The organism is Bacillus sp. FJAT-42315, assembly GCF_002797375.1.
GTDB lineage: Bacteria > Bacillota > Bacilli > Bacillales > Domibacillaceae > Bacillus_CE.
Genome location: NZ_KZ454941.1, coordinates 1,428,285 through 1,448,387, shown reverse-complemented (window position 1 = coordinate 1,448,387; position 20,103 = coordinate 1,428,285). Strand labels below are relative to the sequence as shown.

Annotated in this window: 17 protein-coding genes; 2 read left to right on the top strand and 15 right to left on the bottom strand. The window is 41.0% G+C overall.

From position 1 onward, the window contains the following. Window positions 1–45: 45 nt before the first annotated feature. From mltG to CEF22_RS06850, 6 genes are all read right to left on the bottom strand, one after another. Window positions 46–1,152 carry an endolytic transglycosylase MltG gene (gene mltG / locus CEF22_RS06875; protein WP_100402277.1) on the bottom strand — a complete coding sequence of 369 codons (1,107 nt, stop codon included), beginning with the start codon at window positions 1,150–1,152 and terminating at the stop codon, window positions 46–48. 92 nt (window positions 1,153–1,244) lie between these two features. Further along, a complete protein-coding gene (locus CEF22_RS06870; RefSeq protein ID WP_269799376.1) occupies window positions 1,245–1,541 on the bottom strand; it encodes a DUF1292 domain-containing protein in 297 nt (98 codons plus the stop codon). Window positions 1,542–1,545: 4 nt separating this feature from the next. Further along, window positions 1,546–1,962 (bottom strand): Holliday junction resolvase RuvX, encoded by a 417-nt coding sequence (gene ruvX, locus CEF22_RS06865; protein ID WP_100402275.1) that lies wholly within the window; start codon window positions 1,960–1,962, stop codon window positions 1,546–1,548. Between the two features lie 6 nt (window positions 1,963–1,968). After that, window positions 1,969–2,235: an IreB family regulatory phosphoprotein gene (locus CEF22_RS06860; protein ID WP_094834049.1), complete on the bottom strand. Its 267-nt coding sequence runs from the start codon at window positions 2,233–2,235 to the stop codon at window positions 1,969–1,971. Between the two features lie 83 nt (window positions 2,236–2,318). Continuing rightward, a complete protein-coding gene (alaS, locus tag CEF22_RS06855) occupies window positions 2,319–4,952 on the bottom strand; it encodes an alanine--tRNA ligase (protein ID WP_100402274.1) in 2,634 nt (877 codons plus the stop codon). Between the two features lie 323 nt (window positions 4,953–5,275). After that, window positions 5,276–6,361, bottom strand: coding sequence for an AI-2E family transporter (locus tag CEF22_RS06850; protein WP_100402273.1), 1,086 nt, complete (start codon window positions 6,359–6,361; stop codon window positions 5,276–5,278). 275 nt (window positions 6,362–6,636) lie between these two features. On the opposite strand from CEF22_RS06850, the gene CEF22_RS06845 reads away from it, so the two are divergent. Continuing rightward, window positions 6,637–7,332 (top strand): serine/threonine protein kinase, encoded by a 696-nt coding sequence (locus CEF22_RS06845; RefSeq protein ID WP_100402272.1) that lies wholly within the window; start codon window positions 6,637–6,639, stop codon window positions 7,330–7,332. A gap of 212 nt (window positions 7,333–7,544) precedes the next feature. Here the strand turns inward: CEF22_RS06845 and CEF22_RS18475 are convergent, their stop codons facing one another. From CEF22_RS18475 to cymR, 7 genes are all read right to left on the bottom strand, one after another. Next, window positions 7,545–7,667, bottom strand: coding sequence for a DUF3918 family protein (locus tag CEF22_RS18475; RefSeq protein WP_157843188.1), 123 nt, complete (start codon window positions 7,665–7,667; stop codon window positions 7,545–7,547). A 187-nt stretch (window positions 7,668–7,854) separates the two neighbouring features. Beyond that, window positions 7,855–8,046: a hypothetical protein gene (locus CEF22_RS06835; RefSeq protein ID WP_095478049.1), complete on the bottom strand. Its 192-nt coding sequence runs from the start codon at window positions 8,044–8,046 to the stop codon at window positions 7,855–7,857. A gap of 107 nt (window positions 8,047–8,153) precedes the next feature. Then, a complete protein-coding gene (recD2, locus tag CEF22_RS06830) occupies window positions 8,154–10,547 on the bottom strand; it encodes an SF1B family DNA helicase RecD2 (protein WP_100402270.1) in 2,394 nt (797 codons plus the stop codon). Window positions 10,548–10,568: 21 nt separating this feature from the next. After that, a complete protein-coding gene (locus CEF22_RS06825) occupies window positions 10,569–11,234 on the bottom strand; it encodes a tetratricopeptide repeat protein (RefSeq protein WP_100402269.1) in 666 nt (221 codons plus the stop codon). A gap of 94 nt (window positions 11,235–11,328) precedes the next feature. Beyond that, window positions 11,329–12,444, bottom strand: coding sequence for a tRNA 2-thiouridine(34) synthase MnmA (mnmA, locus tag CEF22_RS06820; protein WP_100402268.1), 1,116 nt, complete (start codon window positions 12,442–12,444; stop codon window positions 11,329–11,331). Between the two features lie 24 nt (window positions 12,445–12,468). Continuing rightward, window positions 12,469–13,614, bottom strand: coding sequence for a cysteine desulfurase family protein (locus CEF22_RS06815; RefSeq protein WP_100402267.1), 1,146 nt, complete (start codon window positions 13,612–13,614; stop codon window positions 12,469–12,471). A gap of 12 nt (window positions 13,615–13,626) precedes the next feature. Beyond that, window positions 13,627–14,046 (bottom strand): cysteine metabolism transcriptional regulator CymR, encoded by a 420-nt coding sequence (gene cymR, locus CEF22_RS06810; RefSeq protein WP_095478039.1) that lies wholly within the window; start codon window positions 14,044–14,046, stop codon window positions 13,627–13,629. A gap of 305 nt (window positions 14,047–14,351) precedes the next feature. On the opposite strand from cymR, the gene CEF22_RS06805 reads away from it, so the two are divergent. Beyond that, window positions 14,352–15,617: a replication-associated recombination protein A gene (locus CEF22_RS06805; protein WP_198508035.1), complete on the top strand. Its 1,266-nt coding sequence runs from the start codon at window positions 14,352–14,354 to the stop codon at window positions 15,615–15,617. A 123-nt stretch (window positions 15,618–15,740) separates the two neighbouring features. Here the strand turns inward: CEF22_RS06805 and CEF22_RS06800 are convergent, their stop codons facing one another. After that, window positions 15,741–16,841, bottom strand: coding sequence for a response regulator (locus CEF22_RS06800; protein WP_100402265.1), 1,101 nt, complete (start codon window positions 16,839–16,841; stop codon window positions 15,741–15,743). Further along, window positions 16,838–19,891: a hybrid sensor histidine kinase/response regulator gene (locus CEF22_RS06795; RefSeq protein WP_100402264.1), complete on the bottom strand. Its 3,054-nt coding sequence runs from the start codon at window positions 19,889–19,891 to the stop codon at window positions 16,838–16,840. Before CEF22_RS06795 ends, CEF22_RS06800 begins: the two co-directional genes overlap by 4 nt. Between the last annotated feature and the right edge of the window lie 212 nt (window positions 19,892–20,103).

Sequence of the window (20,103 nt, the reverse complement as noted above, 5' to 3'; positions counted from 1 at the left end):
TGAATTATTTTAACATATTATAGAGTAAAAAGCGACTGTTCTCACTTACTGCTGTTTTGCATTCGTAATGTACTTTTCTTTCAGTTGATTATGTTCTTCTAGCGTTTTTGAATAATACACATCGCCAGCTGGTGAAGCTAGGAAATAGAGATAGTCTGTCGTTTCTGGATTTAAAGCGGCTTCAACCGAAGACACCCCGCTGTTGCTAATCGGCCCTGGTGTGAGCCCTTTCACTTTATACGTATTATAAGGTGACTCTACCTTTAAATCTTTGTAATACACACGACTTTTATGTTTTCCAAGAGCGTATAATACCGTGGGGTCCGTTTGCAAAGGCATATTTTCCGCTAGGCGGTTGTAGAAGACGCTAGAGATCTTTCGACGATCGGACTTCTCCGTTGCTTCCTTTTCAATAAGGGAAGACATTGTCAGCAGCTGATGCGCTGTCATTTTCTTCGCGGCCATAGATGGTCGGTATTGCGCTAATACACTGTCCGTTTTCTTAATCATATCTTCTATGATTTCTTTGACAGGCTTTTTCTTATCTCCATAATGATATGTTGCCGGATATAAATAACCTTCTAGCGGATATTTAATCTTTTCCGCTAAAATTTCTTCTGTTAATAACTCTGGATATTTTCGGATCATTTGTTTAATAAACTGTGGGTCATTCATGACTTTGAGGATTTCACTTTGACTGCGGCCTGTTTCTTTACTAATGATCTCGGCAATTTGCGACAATTGATACCCTTCCGGAATAGCTAGCTCCACTTCTCCCGCTACAACCTTTCCTGTTTTCAGCATTTCGATCAGTTCATCGATCGTCATGGCCCGGTGAAAGGAATAGTTGCCCGCTTGAAAATGGTCTTCTCCTTTATATTTCACATAGTATTTAAAGATTTCCGCATTTTTCACTACACCTTTTTGTTCAAGCTGATCCGCGATGACGGAAAGACTAGAACCAATTGGAATTGAAACTGGGATTGGGGTTTGATCATTTTTATCAACAGGTTGAAGTGCCGACTGTACAAAGAAGTAAATACCTGCTGTTGCACCTCCTATAGCTAGAAAGAAAGTGATGATCATGAAAATGATCGATTTCTTCAACCGCCTCTTTCTCCCTGGAGGCTGCAAATAAAGCTGCTTCGACATATTGTTTCCCCTTTCAACATTAAACGAGTCATTCGCCCTCCCATTATACTACAATTCCATCAAAAAAGGACCGGGAAGTCCGGTCCTTTTTCTTATTCCTCTTCTTCATCAAGGAATGTGTTTAACATTTCCTCAATTAAATCCCATTCTTCATCGCTTTCGATTGGCATTAATTCACCATCTTGGCCTTCTTCTGCTGGAATGAAAGAAGATGCATGAATTTCGATTTCTTCATTTTCATCTTCCTCTGCCCCTACTGGGAAGTAAAGCACATAAGATTTTTCGAATTCGTCAGAATCAAACGTGAACAACACTTCGCATAATTGCTCGTTTCCGCTTTCATCAATAATTGTAATTTGTTTTTCATCATGTGTCATATCTTTTTCCACCTCATTAGTATTGACTGTCGAGAAATCCTTGAAGGATCATCCCGGCCGCCATTTTGTCGATTACTTTCTTGCGTTTCTTGCGACTAACATCAGCTTCAAGCAATACCCGCTCGGCTGCCATTGTGGTCATGCGTTCATCCCAGAGGACCACAGGCAATGAGTAGCGTTCCTCAAGCTTTCGTGCAAATGCTTGTGAAGCTTCTCCGCGCGGCCCAATCGTATTGTTCATATTCTTGGGCAATCCAACAACAAATTTCTCGATGTTATATTGCTCGCAAAGAATGTCAAGCCGATCCAAGCCAAAATCTTGCTTTTCTTCATCAATGCGAATTGTTTCAATTCCTTGCGCAGTAAAGCCCAATTCATCGCTAATTGCGACGCCAACTGTTTTCGAGCCAACGTCTAATCCCATTACTCTCATAAAAACTTATCCCTCTCGCTGCTGTTTCAAGTACGTTTTCACAAGCTCTTCAATAATTTCATCACGCTCAAGCTTGCGGATCAAATTACGTGCATCGTTATGGCGTGGGATATAAGCAGGGTCCCCAGAAAGTAAGTAACCGACAATTTGATTGATTGGATTATATCCTTTTTCCTGAAGGGCGTCATACACTTTAAACAATACTTCTTTCACATCTTGTTCAAACGGCTCCTCAGGAAAATTAAATCTCATCGTTTGATCAAAAGAGCTCATAATTAGCACCTCGCTTTAGGCTCAACAACTGTAAGCCTGCTTTTGTACAAGTTATTTACATTGTACAATAAATCGCCATGGAATCAAACGGATTTCACCCATTCTTCAACAAATTGTAGAGCTTCTTCTGTTTTCGAAGGGTCTTTTGCTCCTGCTTGTGCCATATCTGGGCGTCCGCCGCCGCTACCACCACAACGTGATGCGACTTCTTTCACAAGCTTACCAGCATGATAGCCTTTGTCCACTAAATCTTTCGTCACACCTGCAATGATATTCACTTTATCTTCGCTCGGTGCCGCTAAGACAATGATTCCAGAATCAAGCTTTTGCTTTAACTCATCCGCCATGGTGCGCAAGTTATTCATGTCTGTCGCTTGTACACGAGCAGCTAAGAATTTCACACCATTTACTTCTTTGACGTTATCTAATAAACTTCCTGCTTCTATATTAGACAATTTGTGTAGAAGTGATTCATTTTCACGCTGTAATTCTTTCATCTCTGCTTGCAAGCTTTCCACTTTTGTCACAATATCTTTCGGATTTGTCTTTAACTTATTCGCCGCTTCTTTCAGTAAAGTCACTTGCTGATTTAACAATTGGTAAGCAGCTTCACCTGTCACTGCTTCAATACGACGTGTTCCTGCACCAATTCCGCTTTCAGATACAACTTTAAATAGACCGATGACAGACGTATTCGGCACATGACAGCCACCGCATAGCTCAAGGCTATAATCCCCAACAGACACGACGCGAACGACATCCCCATATTTTTCACCAAACAGCGCCATTGCTCCCATCGCTTTCGCTTCATCAAGCGATTTATTAGCAATATCAACTGCTAGGCTTCTCCAAATTTTCTCATTAACGATCGTTTCAATTTGCTCTAGCTCTTCTGGCTGTACTTGACCGAAATGAGAGAAGTCAAAGCGCAGACGATCCGGGCCTACTAATGAACCCGCTTGGTTGACATGCGTGCCAAGAACATCCTTTAATGCTTGGTGTAAAAGATGCGTAGCTGTATGATTTTTAATAATTTTGCTGCGAGATGCCTCGTCCACTCGAGCGATCACTTGCTGACCTGTTGTTAGTGTACCTTGTTCCACAATTGCTTGCTGCACATGCTGGCCATTCGGAGCTTTTTTCACGTCTTGAATGACTACGCGAAGACCATCTGCTTCTAATACCCCTTTATCAGCAATTTGACCGCCGCTTTCAGCATAGAACGGTGTCTCATCCAAAATAAATTGAACTTCTTCGCCTGCTGTTGCTGATTCAACGATCTCACCGTTGGCAATGATGACCGCAACCGTCGTCTCTACCGTTAATTGGTCGTAGCCGCTAAATTGACTTGCCACTTTAATGTCACCTAACACGCCGCCTTGAACTTGCATCGAATCGACATCTTGACGAGCGGCACGTGCGCGTTCACGTTGGTTTTCCATTTCTTTGTCAAATCCTTCGTGATCGACTTTCATGCCTTCTTCTTCTGCATATTCCTCTGTTAATTCTACTGGGAAGCCATACGTATCATATAAACGGAACACATCTTCTCCCGCGATCACATCAGAGCCCTTGCTTTTCGCTGTTTCGATCATAGATGATAAAATCGCTAACCCTTCATGAAGGGTTTCATGGAAGCGTTCTTCTTCGTTTTTAATCACCTTTTGAATAAATTCCGTTTTTGCTGACACTTCTGGATAGAAGTCCTTCATAATTTCACCGACCACTGGTACTAATTCAAACATAAATGGACGGTTAATATGGATTTGTTTCGCATAGCGCACTGCACGACGCAATAGACGACGCAACACATAGCCTCGACCTTCGTTTGAAGGAAGCGCTCCATCACCGATCGCAAAAGCCACTGTGCGAATATGGTCCGCAATCACTTTGAACGCAACATCTTTTTCTACACTTTCACGGTATTTCTCACCAGAAATTGCTTCTGTTGCTTCAATAATTGGCATAAATAAATCGGTATCGAAGTTCGTTGGTACTTCTTGAACGACGGAAGCCATACGCTCAAGCCCCATCCCCGTATCAATGTTCTTCTTCGGTAGCGGTGTGTATGTACCATCCGGATTATGGTTGAATTCAGAAAATACAAGATTCCAAATTTCTAAATAGCGTTCGTTTTCCCCACCTGGATATAATTCAGGATCATTTGCATCGTTGCCATAAGGTTCGCCGCGATCGTAGAAAATTTCTGTGTTCGGTCCACTTGGGCCTTCACCGATATCCCAGAAGTTACCTTCTAAACGAATGATTCTTTCTTCCGGCAAACCGACTTCCTTATTCCAAATTTCAAACGCTTCATCATCCTCTGGGTGAATCGTTACAGATAATTTATCCGCTTCAAACGCCATCCATTTTTCATCCGTCAAAAATTCCCACGCCCAGTGAATCGCTTCTTTTTTGAAGTATTCACCGATCGAGAAGTTACCTAGCATTTCAAAGAATGTATGATGACGAGCTGTTTTTCCTACATTCTCGATGTCATTTGTTCGAATCGACTTTTGGGCATTCGTAATCCGCGGATTCTCTGGAATCACCCGACCATCAAAATATTTCTTTAATGTTGCTACTCCACTATTAATCCATAACAAACTTGGATCATCATGCGGCACAAGCGGAGCACTTGGCTCCACTCGATGGTTTTTTTCTTGGAAAAAGTCTAAAAACATTTGACGAATTTGTGCACCAGTTAATGTTTTCATTATAAATTCCTCCTTGGTTAGCAATTATTTCACAGGTTAAAGACAACAAAAAAAGCCCCGTTCCCCGGACAGGGACGAAGCTTTTCGCGGTACCACCCTGATTATAAATCGATCATTCGATTTATCTCTCTTCTGCCTTAACGCGGCTAACGACAGCGATTAACTGCTCTCTGGACTAGCTTTCTGTTATCCTTCACCTAGAGCTTCTTCCAGCCAAGGAAGCTCTTCTCTGTGGTATGATGACCATTAGGCGGACTATAACATACTCGATCCTTCGTCGATTTAACATTTCAATTATAACCGAATTATAAAAAATTTCATCCCTACTTGTCAATGAGAGGCTTGTGTAGTCGGGCCTTTACCCGCCGATCCGCAGAAAAGGCGGCTTTTACAATAATCAGCACAGGAACCGCCACAACCATTCCTACTACCCCGCCAATCTCTCCTCCAGCTAGCAAAGCACCGATAATAAACAGCGGGTGGAGATGCAAGCTTTTACCGACAATCCAAGGAGAGAGGATATTTCCTTCAATGAATTGTAAAGCAAACACGATAATGGCTGTGTATATAGCAATTTTTAAAGAAATCATGAGCGCCACAAATATCGCTGGTACAGCACCAATCAACGGTCCGAAATAAGGAATCACATTCGTAATACCTATAATCCCTCCGAGCAAAATCGGATAAGGAAGACCAATCATCGAAAATAACAAGGAGGCTGCTCCTCCGATTAATAGGCAAACGAAAAGCTGTCCGCGAATGTAGGAACCTAACGAATAATCTAGTTCATTTACAAAACGTAAAGCCCGAGTACGCCACCGTTTCGGCGTTATTTTCCAAGCCGTTTTTTTGACGCGGCTCATATCTTTCAATAAATAAAAAGAGATAAATGGAACAATCGCTAATACAAACAAAAAATTGATCGCCTTCATCATGATATTCATCAATTGTTCGACTAGCCCCGTTAACCAGCCTTCAAAACGAACAAGCCGCTCACGAAGCTGCTCTTGTAAACCATCTGGCCAATTTAACGTTTCCACTTGCAAGACAATGATCTGTTGCTCATACATTTGCGATATTTTTGGTGCACTCGCCGATACATCTCTTAATTGCTGAATAAATAATGGTGTTCCTTTAAACAAGACAAAGCCACAAAGGCCGAAAAATAAAATATAAATGATAATAATAGCTCCTACTCGTGAAATACCACGCTTCACCATCGCCTTCACAAGCGGATGAAGTAAATAAGCGATAAAGCCCCCTAACAAAAACGGTAACAAGCTAATCCATACCCAATGAAAGATCGGCAGTAACAACGGCCTTAGCAAAAACAAAACATATATCGTTAATAACGTTAATAAAGCCGCACTTGCCATATAAAGCCACTTTAACTTGATTTTGCTTTCCATGATGAAAAAACATCCTTTTTGCTTAGTTTGTGGCTGAATAGATCCTATTTATTCATTGAGAACATATTTTTCTTTAACTAAACAAAAACAAGACCGGTGATGATACCCTTCTTAATAGCTAACTATATTCTTTTATTCTATAATAACTTAATAAGTGCATTGTTTTTCTTATAATCGCTGCATAAATATTTTTATTACCCCTAATTTCTAGATCAGCATAAAGTGATGAACTTAAATATATATTTAGTTTAAATAAGGAGGAAAATAAAACAAACGTGAAGGAATTTAACCAGAAAGATATCGAATTATTAGTGAAAGAATGTAACATCTATGCTTCTCCCAAAAATGAACTTGTCACTATTGAGGCACTTCCACCTCAATTGACATGTGTTGGTAAAGGAACAGATGCTGCGGTGTTTGTCCACGCTGCTTTTCCTCAATATGCATTCAAAATATATGCTCATGGTAAAGAAGGAACAAGACAGAATGAAGTAAAAGCATATGAAAAGCTCAGCAGCCATCCTTTTTTTCCTAACTTTTATGGAACTGGCGAACGGTTTATTGCGATTAGCTACGAAAGCGGACTCAATTTACAGGACTGCCTCACCGAAGGAATAGATATCCCACCTCACGTGATTGAACAAGTAGACGAAGCCATCGCTTATGCTCGTCAAGTGGGACTTAATCCTCGCGATGTTCATTTAAAAAATATTATTATGCAAGACGATACGATCAAACTAATTGACGTGTCTGAATATGTGTTACCTGGAGACGACAAGCGATGGGAACATTTAAAAGAAGGATACCGAATGTACTATCCACTCATCCGTCATCGCAAAATTCCTATTGAACTAATCGACTTTGCTAAAGCTCATTATCAAAAATACAAAACAGTTGGATTTTCTGGAAAGATGATCAATCAATTCCTTTCGTTATTTGCAAAAAACCAAAGCAAAGAGGATGCCCAATGAATCAGGCATCCTTTTTGTTGTCTAGCTATAGGCGTTGAACAGCGCCTTCCGCTTTTCTTTTGTCCAGCTATAGGCGCTAACGGCTAGTGGACTTCCGACATCCTCCTTGCGATAAGTCAACATCGATTCACTACCGTTCATCGTGTTTCCTTTATCTCGTGCGGATGACTCCAGCCCATACGCCGTTGAACAGCGCCTTCCGCTTTTCTTTATCAAAACATTTTTTTCATTCTTTTGAGCATTCTGCCGCCGAATGTGGAGTTGTTGCGGTTAATCATGGCCATTACTGCCATCCCCGCGCCCAGTCCGACTAGGGAAGTCATTGTTCTAGACATAGTATCCGCCTCCAGGTTTAGTTTTGTCCAGGCTCCGCTTTTCTCTGTCCAGCTGCAGGCGCTAACGACTAGTGGACTTCCGACATCCTCCTTGCGATAAGTCAACATCGATTCACTTTCGTTCATCGTGTTTCCTTTATCTCGTGCGGATGACTCCAGCCCATACGTCGCTGAACAGCGCCTTCCGCTATGAACTCATTTTTCTTTCATCTTCCTCAAACAGGTCGTCAAGGGAGCTGAGTGAGCCGTCTTCTTCGACTTGATGGACGGAGATGAGATCGTCGATAACGGAGAGTTCGATAAAGCAGTTCCAGCAATAATACTGGGTCGTGCCGATTTTTCCGATTTCTTTACCTTGACAGTTTGGGCATGTGAGCATGTATGCCACCTCGCACTTCTCTTAGCTTTTTGCTAAAAGGGTGTCCACGTTCAAGGCTTTTTATACATGTGTCAAGAAAGAATGATCTCGACAGCTTTAGTATGGTCTCAGTCTAGAAAATCATAAGGCGAAACATTTTCCATGCCGATCATTGGATCAATCGCTGTCATTGTTTCTTCTGTTAATAAAAGAGATTCTTCACTCTTTACATGTTGATGTTGAGGATGCAACATGGCAAGTAATTTTTCTTTAAGGGTCGTTTTTCGAGTTAGGTCGTCATTTCTTTCGATTCCCATTCGAAACGCCTCTTCTTCTCCACATAAAATGAGAAATTGTTTACTCCTTGTAATCGCTGTATACAATAAATTACGTCTTAACATACGGTAATAGCTTTTCACGACTGGCAAGATCACAATTGGAAATTCACTCCCCTGTGATTTATGAATCGAACAGCAAAACGCATGCGTAATTTGATTCAAATCGGCTCTCGTATAGGTGACTTCATTACCGTCATAAGAAACAATCACCATATCCTGTTTTTCGGTATTTTCCTTTGCATAAAAGATCGAAACGACTTCACCGATATCACCGTTAAAAATATTTTGCTCCGGCTGATTCACAAGCTGTAACACTTTATCACCGATTCGATATTCCACATCACCAAATGCCAGCTTTTTGCGCGAACCATCAGGATCTCCATTAAAGATTTCTTGCAGGATGACATTCAGTCGGTCAATCCCCGCGGGACCTCTATACATCGGTGCGAGCACTTGAATATCTCGTGCCGTAAACCCTTTTTTGATTGCATTTTGGACGACTTTCTCTACAACTTCAGGAATTTGCTGCACCCGACACGTTAAAAAGGAGCGATCCTTTTGCTGTTGAGTGACGTTCGTCGGTAGTTTTCCTTGTTTAATTTCGTGCGCCATTTCAATGATGGAAGATCCTTCGGCTTGGCGATAGATGTCCGTCAAACATACCGTTGAAATCACTTCTGAGGCGAGAAGATCTTTTAGCACTTGCCCCGGCCCAACAGATGGGAGCTGATCTTCATCGCCAACTAGCACCACTTGTATATCATCAGGAAGAGCTTTAAATAATTGATGAGCAAGCCACGTGTCAACCATCGACATTTCATCAATGATTAATAATCGCCCTTCAATTTCTCTTCCTTCCTCATCCTCTAGCGATTCTTGACCGTTAAATCCAAGCAATCGATGAATTGTCACAGCAGGCAGTCCAGTGGATTCCGCCATTCGCTTCGCCGCTCGTCCAGTCGGTGCCGCTAATTTAATCGGAAATGGCTCATCCTTCCCATAACTTTTCGGATCAAGTGAGCACCCATGTAACTCTGCATACAACTCAACAATCCCTTTAATAACGGTCGTTTTTCCTGTCCCTGGTCCTCCAGTTAACAACATCATCGGTGACATTAAAGCCGTTTGGATCGCTTCTTTTTGCGTCGGCGCATATTGCACACCAGTTCGCTCCTCTAAATCACCAAGTGCCAACAAAAATTCGGACTCAGGAAATTGATCTTCATATTGTTTCTGCTTTAATAGCCGTTCAATATTCGTCACGAGTCCTTTTTCAGAAAAAAATAAAGAAGGTAAAAATACACGATCGTTTTCACCGACTACTTTCCCCTCTTCTTCAAGAGCGATTAACTGCTTGGCAATCGCTTCAAACGAAATTTCCTCTCGACCGCTTTTTTCAAGCAGTACTTTCACCGCTTGCAATAACGGCTCGGCTTCTAAATAACAATGGCCCTCCTGCAAGCATTGTTGCTCCACCGTAAATAAAATGCCGGCTTTCAAGCGATCTGGATGCTCCCCTTGAATGCCGATTTGTGCGCCAAGCTCATCGGCGCGACCAAAGCCGATCCCTTCTATATCTTCCACAAGCTGATAAGGATTTTTTTGAATGATTTCAATCGATTGCTGCTGATATGCTTGAAAGATTTTCATCGATAGCTGTGGACCAAAGCCGTATTGGTTGAGAGCAATCATTACCTGCTCCAGCCCTTGATGCTCAAGTAGCGTCTCGTATAGCTTTTTCGCTTTATCCTCAGGTAATCTCGGCACTTCTTCAAGCACAGCTGGGTTGTCCAAAATTTTGGAGATTGCTCCATCACCGAGCGTCTCCACAATTTGTTCGGCCGTTTTTTTACCGATCCCTTTAAACAATTCACTCGATAAATACGTCACAATTCCTTGCTTCGTTTGTGGAATTTCTTTTTGAGCCACTCTTGCATGAAACTGGCGCCCAAATTTCGGATGTTCTTTGAAATTTCCATAAAACACATACATTTCCTGCTCATGAATTTGTGGAAAATAGCCGGTAACTACCGCTTCTTTTTCATCGTAATTATCGTTCGTTTCTGACACTCGAATGCGTAAAACGGAGTAAAAGTTCTCTTTATTGTGGAAAATCGTGACAAGATGGCGGCCTTTTATATACTTTTCTCCATCCGCAAATAAATCCATCGAATCCTGCTCCATGTGCGCCACCCTCCACTATGCTTAACTTTCTTCTGCTGCCTTTTCGATCATTTTCTTCCCGTACCCTGCTAGCATATGATCCGGCTGTACTTCTAACGCTTTATTAAACATCGCCATCGCTTTTTCCGCATCCTCTAAATGACCAACATAAGCGACACCGAGGTTATAATACGCATCGGCATGCTCTGGATCTGCTGCAATGACTTGCTCCAATTGAGCAATCGCCTCATTTAACGCATTCGCTTTCGCTAACGCCAAGCCGAATTGGAAGCGAGCTTCTGTATCTTCTTCATTCAGTTCAACTGCTCGCTGTAAATAAGGCAACGCCAACACCGCTTGATCCAACTGCATCAACGTCATCCCTAGCATGAAAAAGGCATCGCTTTCCTCTAACCCTTTATGTATGGCTTGCTCGAACTGTTTACAAGCTTCCTCTAAATGATTTTGCTCATATAAAAACGTACCGAATGCATAATAAGCGGCACCAGCTTCTGGATCTACTTCAATCGCTTTTTGATAAAACTTTTCCGCTCGCTCCAATTCGCCAATCGTCGAGAGCACATGTCCAAAGTTAATATAAGCTGTCGGTTCTTCCGGTGCTTCTTCAATTCGTTCTGTGAACAGCTTTAACGCCTCTTCAATTTTTCCTTGCTGTAAAAACTCAATACCTTGTAAATTTTTATCCATAATCCACCTCTAACTGTTTTGATAAAAAAATTATAACATATACAAAGAAAAAACCTTTCAAGCAATAAGACGCTTCAAAGGTTTTTCCAGCTATTTAGCCGACATACGTCAGGCATTCACCATTTTTAAACACTTGATCGATCGTACCGCCGCCAAGACATTCCTCACCGTCATAAAAAACGACGGCTTGTCCCGGTGTAATCGCGCGAGTCGGCTCGTGAAACTCCACATTCACCTTGCCATCTTCTAGCATATGAACCGTGACTTTGTTGTCTTGTTGACGATAGCGGAACTTCGCTGTGCACTCAAAGGTTGACGGCTTTGGCTGATCCGTCACCCAGCTAATATCGTCCGCGATCAATGAATTGGAGTAAAGCAATTCATTATGGAAGCCTTGCTCCACGTATAAAATATTTTTCTCCAAGTCCTTACCGACAACAAACCAAGGATCACCAGAACCGCCAATGCCAAGACCGTGGCGCTGACCGATCGTGTAGTACATCAATCCGTCGTGACGCCCTTTCACTTCGCCATCCATCGTCGTCATATCGCCAGGCTGCGCTGGTAAGTATCCACTAAGGAACTCTTTGAAATTACGCTCGCCGATAAAACAGATACCGGTACTATCTTTTTTCGTCGCTGTCGCTAGTCCTGCCTCCGTCGCAATCTCGCGTACCCGTTTTTTATCAATATCGCCGATTGGAAACATCACTTTCTCTAATTGCTCTTGCTGCAATTGATTTAAAAAGTACGTTTGATCTTTGTTTTCATCAAGGCCGCGTAACATTTTGACTTCGTCGCCACTGCGATCGACTCGCGCGTAATGTCCCGTTGCCAAGTAATCCGCACCAAGGTTGATCGCATGCTCTAAAAAGGCTTTAAATTTAATTTCTTTATTGCACATCACATCAGGATTCGGTGTACGCCCTGCTTTATATTCATCAAGGAAATAAGTAAATACTTTCTCCCAATATTGTTTCTCGAAATTGACGGCATAATAAGGAATGCCGATTTGATTACATACTCGTATGACGTCGTTGTAATCCTCTGTTGCTGTGCAGACGCCGTTTTCATCCGTGTCATCCCAGTTTTTCATGAAAATACCGATGACATCATAGCCCTGCTCCTTTAATAAAAGGGCCGCAACCGAAGAATCAACTCCGCCAGACATCCCTACTACGACACGAGTATCTTTCGGTGCTTTGTTCATTCAGTCCACTCTCTTTCTTTTTGCTTACGCTTTCGTTAAGCGGGCAGTAATTTGGGCAATCACTTTTCCTACTTGTTCAATGTGCTCGGATGAATTTCCTAATCCAAAGCTAAAACGAATCGAATTGCGAAGACGATCGGATTCTTTGCCAAACATCGCTACTAGTACATGTGACGGTTCAATCGCTCCCGCTGTACAAGCGGAGCCGCTAGAAGCCGCAACACCTGCAAGGTCAAGGTTGACAAGCATCGCCTCGACATCCGTTCCAGGAAAGCTTAAGTTTATCACGTGAGGTAACGCTTGCTCAAGTGATCCGTTTAAATGGAAATCGACTTGATGAACGGATAAATTATCAAGCAGTTGCTGTTTAAAACCGATATACTGCTGCCTTTTTTCTTCTCGACTTGCTTCGGCGATTTCTACCGCTTTTGCCAACCCAACAATCGCTGACACATTTTCTGTTCCGGCCCGACGCTTTCTTTCTTGCTCACCGCCGAATACTGTTGGTGATAAAGCAAGCCCTTCTTTCGCATAAAGAAAGCCGATGCCTTTAGGCCCATTGATTTTATGACCTGATGTCGTTAATAAATCAATCTGCTCTTTTTTGACATCAATCGCTTGTAGCCCGTACGCTTGGACCGCATCGGTATGAAAAGACGCTTGATGATCTTGTAACAGTTCACCAATTTCTGCGATCGGCTGAATCGATCCTACCTCATTGTTTCCATACATAATCGAAACTAAAATCGTATCTTCTCTAAGCGCCGCTTTCACATCCTCTACTTGAACAATCCCTTGTTCATTCACAGGCAAGTATGTGATTTCAAAGCCTTCTTTCTCTAGCTGTGCACACGTATGTAACACCGCATGATGCTCAATGGATGTTGTGATAATATGACGACCTTGTTCCTTCATCGCTCGCACGGTACCAACAATCGCCAAATTATCCGCTTCTGTTCCACCACTTGTAAAAATAATTTCATTAAAATCGGCACCAATGCTTGAAGCAATCGTCGTTCTAGCTGTGTCTACCACATGGCGTGCTGCTCGTCCGAATGAATGAATGCTCGATGGATTACCAAATACTTCAGCCATTTGAACACTCATTACTTCAATGACTTCTGGATGAACAGGCGAAGTCGCCGCGTGATCTAAATAAATTCGTTGCATATCGATCACCCCTTAAATATAGAACATATAGCCGTCAGATTCACCTTGATCGGTATGCTTGGCTAAATCATCTAACGTCGTATTTTCTAGTACGTTTTTAATCGCGTCACTAATGCGAATCCACAGCTCTCGTTTCGCTGGTTCTTCGTCTTCAATTCCTTCTACTAAGCTAATCGGTCCCTCTAGCACGCGAATGACGTCACCAGCTGTAATGCTTTCCGGCTCTCTCCCCAGCACATAGCCACCGTAAGCCCCGCGAATACTGCGAACTAGCCCAGAATTACGGAGCGGTGCGATCAGCTGCTCTAAATAATGCTCAGATAAATTATGAGCCTCCGCAATCACTCGCAAAGAAGTCGGCCCTTCTCCATGTCGCTTCGCTAATTCAATCATAATCGTCAAACCATATCGACCTTTAGTTGAAATTCTCATATATTTACACCTCGATTAGTTTCTTGTTTCCGTTGATTTACTTTGTTAATTTAACAACACAATGCCAAGAGACATAAATAAAAGGCCAATCGTAAAGATCATTAGCCTAACCATCATATTCCCTTGCTGTTTCATCCACTGAATCCCCTGTTCATATATACCTTATTATACCCATCTAAATTGTACCAGTTCAAACGGTCGCTTCCGCTATTATAGCATAGATCAGTAGACAAATAACATGATCATACCTGATTCTATATGGTAAAGTGGAGAAAAAGACTCGGGAAAAGAAATGAGGAATACATATGAAACCATTAGCCTTTCGCATGCGCCCACGAACAATTGAAGAAATCGTTGGACAAAACCATCTAGTTGATGAAGGGAAAATTATTCACCGCATAGTTGCGGCGAAACAACTATCCTCAATGATTTTATACGGACCACCTGGCATTGGAAAAACGTCGATTGCTAGTGCGATCGCCGGCAGTACGAAATATGCCTTCCGCACTTTGAATGCCGTCACAAGCAACAAAAAGGATATGGAAATTGTCGCCGCAGAAGCGAAAATGTCTGGGAAAGTGATTTTACTACTTGATGAAGTGCATCGTCTCGATAAAGGCAAGCAAGATTTTTTGTTGCCTTTTTTAGAAAACGGGATGATTACGTTAATTGGCGCCACAACAAGCAATCCTTACCATGCCATTAACCCCGCGATTCGTAGCCGCTGTCAAATTTTCGAATTAAAACCGCTCACACCTGAACAAATTAAAAAAACATTATCGAGAGCGTTGAAAGATGAAGAAAGAGGACTTGGAAAATATCCAGTAGAAATCGAAGAGACTGCGCTAGACCATTTCGCACAAGCCAGTGGTGGCGATGTTCGCAGTTCGTTAAATGCACTGGAACTCGCTGTCTTATCGACTCCACACAATGACGATGGATGCATTTTCATCCATCGAAACATTGCCGAAGAATGCTTACAGAAGAAAAGCTTCTCTCATGATAAAGATGGCGATGCTCATTACGATGTGTTAAGCGCCTTTCAAAAATCGATTCGAGGCAGTGATGCCAACGCGGCTCTTCACTATTTAGCCCGATTGATCGAGGCAGGCGATTTGCCGAGCATTTCAAGAAGATTGCTCGTGATCGCTTATGAAGATATCGGCCTTGCGAGCCCACAAGCGGGACCACGTACACTCTCCGCCATTCAAACAGCCGAAAAAATCGGATTCCCAGAAGCACGAATCCCGCTTGCTTCTGCTGTGATCGAGCTGTGCTTATCGCCGAAATCAAACTCTGCCATTTCTGCCATTGATGCCGCAATCGCCGACGTTCGTGCCGGCAAAAGTGGAGATGTTCCTGGTCATTTAAAAGATGCTCACTACCAAGGAGCGAAAGAACTGGGGCGTGGACTGGAATACCAATATCCACATGACTTTGAAAGCGGCTGGGTCAAACAGCAATATTTGCCGAATACAATAAAAAACAAACGCTATTACGAACCGAAGAAAACAGGGAAATTTGAACAGGCACTTTCGGGGATTTATGAGAAGATTGAGAGAGGGAAATAATAAAATTTCCTTTATCTAACATACCGACACGAACTCTGTTAATAAATGTAACTAACACACAACCCTCTAGCTAGACAATTATAGTTTAACTAGAGGGCTCCACTTCAATACTTTAGTTTCCTATCACTTCAAATAATGTTGGTATGCTTCTTGAAAACGTTGTGGAACATCCACGCCTAATTCATCTTCTAATCGTTGCTTCACCGTTTGATAAAATGTCACAACATCCGATTTTTTATTTTGTTTAATGAGAAATAGGAGCATCTCATACATATACTCTTCATTATATTCATCTAACTCTAGCATTTTCTGCAAAACTTGTAGTTTTAACACCAAGTGTTCCTCAGCTTCTGCACTCTGAATGTAGCTCTCAAGTGCGTGTAATACCCGCTGTTTCAACTGATATTTTAACTGTATAGCCCATTCATACTCTTCTCCTAATAAAAAATCGCCATTAAACAAATGTAATATTTTTTGAATGGCTGCTTCACTGTATCGATCTTGTTCTAACATTGCATTTAATTCTCCATAATCACTAGTCAGTTCTACTTGTAACTGATAGCAATTATTTACTAATATAACGGGCTGCTCATTTCCTTGTGGCTTAAACACTCTTCTTAAATGATAAATCGCTGTATGTAAGTTAGCCGTAGACTTTTCTTCATCTATTCCAGGCCAAAGTACTTCTTTAATAACTGAACTGAGCACCAGTCTATTTCTATTCATCCATAAATACAAAAACAATTCTTTCACTTTTTTTGTACGCCACTTGACTACTTCTTTATTCGGGGTGAGCAATTGAAAGCTACCTAGCGTACGGACATAAAACGCATTGTTTCTTTGCCTATTGTCAACATGGATTATTGATTTTTCCGCCTTCTTTAGCGCTTTAATTAATCGCTTTTCATGTACTGGCTTTAACAAATAATCCACTGCATTCACTTCAAAAGCATCAACCGCAAACTGAGAATGGGCGGTGACAAAGATCACTTGTATAGATGGATAGTTTTCTAGCAAATATTGTGCGACATTCAACCCGTGCACTTCGATCATTTCCATATCTAAAAACACAATATCAATTGATTCTTTATCTAACAGCGGGAAAGCATCCTGTGCATACGTGAATGCCCCTTTGATGTTAATCGAAAACTGTTGTAGCTTGTTCAACATAATCGTTAGGACGTCGATGGCTATTTTTTCATCATCAATGATTACGATATTCATCTCAATCTCCTTTCTGGTAATGAAATCATAATGGTCGTTCCTTCTCCTTCCTTGCTCAACAATTGAAAGGAAGCATTTTTCATTAATTTAATCTTTTTGAAAGGATTAGAAAAACCAATTCTTGGATTTTGTTTATTCATAAGCCGCTGTTGCTCAGCTTCTGGTATTCCTACACCATCATCTTGGATTTTAATACAAACAAAATCACCGTCACGCTGTACGCTAAGTTCAATTGTACCACCTTCCTGTTTTTTCGAAATACCATGAAACACGGCATTTTCAACAAGTGGCTGAATCGTTAACGCTGGAATTCGCACATCAATTGTTTCATCTATATCATATTTGACAGCAAGTCGATCCCCGAAACGCATTTGCTCGATATATAAATATGCTTGTACAAGTTCCAGTTCCTCTTCTAGTGAAACGGACGTATGACGATAATGAACATTTAGCTTTGCTCGAAAATAGGTCGATAAACAATATAAAGCTTCACGTGTTTGATCGATATTGGTATAACTGAGACCGATAATCGTGTTTAATGTGTTATACACAAAATGCGGTGTTACTTGAGCATATAAAAAGTTCATTTCATTCTCAATCGCTTCAACAGATGACTGACGAACAGCAAGATAAGAGCGTATACGTATCAACAACTCATCCATATCAATCGGCTTTTGAAGGTAGTCATTCGCCCCGACTTCTAGTGATAGGACTAAATCAGTATGCTTCACAACAGCAGTTAAAATAATGATCGGCAATTCCAACATGTCATAATCTTCTCTGACCTGTCTACATAGATCATATCCAGACATCTCTTCCATCATTAAATCAACAAGCATTAGATCAACCTTCATTGTGTTTAAATAGTTTATGGCATCGAATCCGTTATCAACAGCGATGATCGAATATCCTTCTTGTATAAGGGCATCTACTAATACTTTAATATTAAGATGGTCATCATCCACGACTAAAATCGTTTTTCCGTCCACGAAATGTTCAATAGGGAGCTCTAATTTCAATATTTCAGTTTCATTAGTGGCAGATACCTGAGCGGCGGCTATTTCAATCATTGCCTCTGTCGCCAATGGGATAGTAAAAGTGAAAGTTGTTCCCTTCCCGAGTTGACTCGATACTTTAATTTGTCCATTCAAAGCTTCTACGATGTTTTTCGTAATACTTAACCCAAGGCCAAGGCCACCTTTTTCATTATGAGGGTTCACTTGGTAGAAAGCGTTAAAAACATGCTCTAAATCACGTGACGGAATACCAATACCTGTATCACTCACTTGGATTTTAAGCATTTCATCTTGCACTTCCGCACGAACGGAAATCTCCCCTTGTTCTGTATATCGAAATGCGTTGTACACTAAATTATAAAGCACTTGTTTAAAACGTAGTTCGTCCGTATACATCGGTGGCAATACTTCATCTATATTGCATATCAACTGAATATTATTTAGGTTTTGCACAAACACCTTAACTTCTTCTATAACTTCATTCATCACTGTTACTGGCACCACCTGCATAGAAACTCTTACTTCTCCTGTCATATAATTCGATGAAAATAGCAAATCTTCAACGAGGTGTTCTAACCTTTTCGTTACATTATGAATTAACATCACATTTTCCTGTTGCGCTCTCTTCAATGGTCCTTGCATCCCCTCCATTAACGCTTTCGATACATTTAATATTCCATTCAACGGTGTTCGGAGTTCATGCGATGTCTTTAATAGAAATTCATCCTTCATTCGATTGTATGCTGTTAATTCTGCTGATAACTTTTGTGCCTTTTCATACGACACATTTGTTCGGTAACTTAATAGAGAAGAAAAGCCTAACAACACTAGTGAGAACAATAATAAAGCAATATGGTCGATCGGTACACCGAACAAAAAATTCAAAGATACTAAAACAGCATAACAAAAGAGGGAGGCTAAAACGATTAAAAGGTATTTTATCCCTTCTAAATCAAGAAAAACAGCCTTCATTAATACAAAAACATTATAAAAAACCACTAAAATCAACACTAAAATATATATATTTTGCCGAAAAAATAACTCTTCACTTTTTAAATCAACAGGGGCTGAAAAAAAGCTATAAACAGAATAAACCAGAAAACTAACTGCCAACAAGATTATAACCCCTACAATCATTCTCTGGTTGACTAGCTGTGGAAACATATAATAAACAAAAAGAGTCATGCTAGCTAGAGCGAGTAGTGCTGTACCTAACTGCATACTCACTTGCACGTTCATATCAATATCTGAGTTCAAAACAAAAAACCACTTCTGATTGATAAGAGACAGGTGGAACCCAAACGATAAAGCAAATAATCCGAAAAATAACTCTTCCTTTCTCTTTCTATTTTGCCAATATGAAATAAGGTAAATCAGCCCAAATACGATATAGCCAACGATCCCCACAATATCCACTAACATTCTCCAGAGATAACCCTTTTGAATACCATCTTTTTCACCGAATTGAATCGGATATAAAATCCCCGCTTTCGGATAAGATTGATTGCCTACATGAACCATAAGGTCGATCACTTGATTCTCACTTTTACCAAACACAACATATTTATCATCATTTTCCTTTTCAAATGTTGCTGCAGACTGACTAGGGTTCCCTATCCCCCCAACTTCTTCACCATTGATGAATACACGATTGGCTTGGCGAATCGTCTTTATATAAAAGCCGTATTCTCCATCTCTAGATACATGAATTTTCAAATGGTATGTACCTACTGACACACCTTCTGCATTCGGCTCCACATAATCATCCCATGTTTTTGGAACAGGGATTACTAATCTATTCTCTTCATATGGTTCTAGAGATTGCGTTGGTGAAAGAAGCTCGTTCGGATAAAAAGACCATTCACCGTCTAACTGCCATACTGAATTCCCTTGCAGATCCGCTTCAGTTAACGTTAACTCACCATCTTTTACTATTTTCCGAGTGCCAGATTCGAAATAACCCCAATTCTCAAACAAAAACACCGAGAGAAATAACATGATAATAGCAACGATAATTGTTATATTCTTCTTCATTATCATACGTCCTTTTTCACAATTAGTTATATCTACATAGAAGACGATACTCTCTCTATCTACTTCTATTATAAGTTTTTACAGAGCTATCTTCATCACCTTTTACTTCCACCCATTTAATGCGACAATGGATGAAGCTAGTAACAATTTGTTTTTGGATATATTTTATTCCTCCTTAATTTCAAGCTATAATAATGAACAACCTGTTTTTT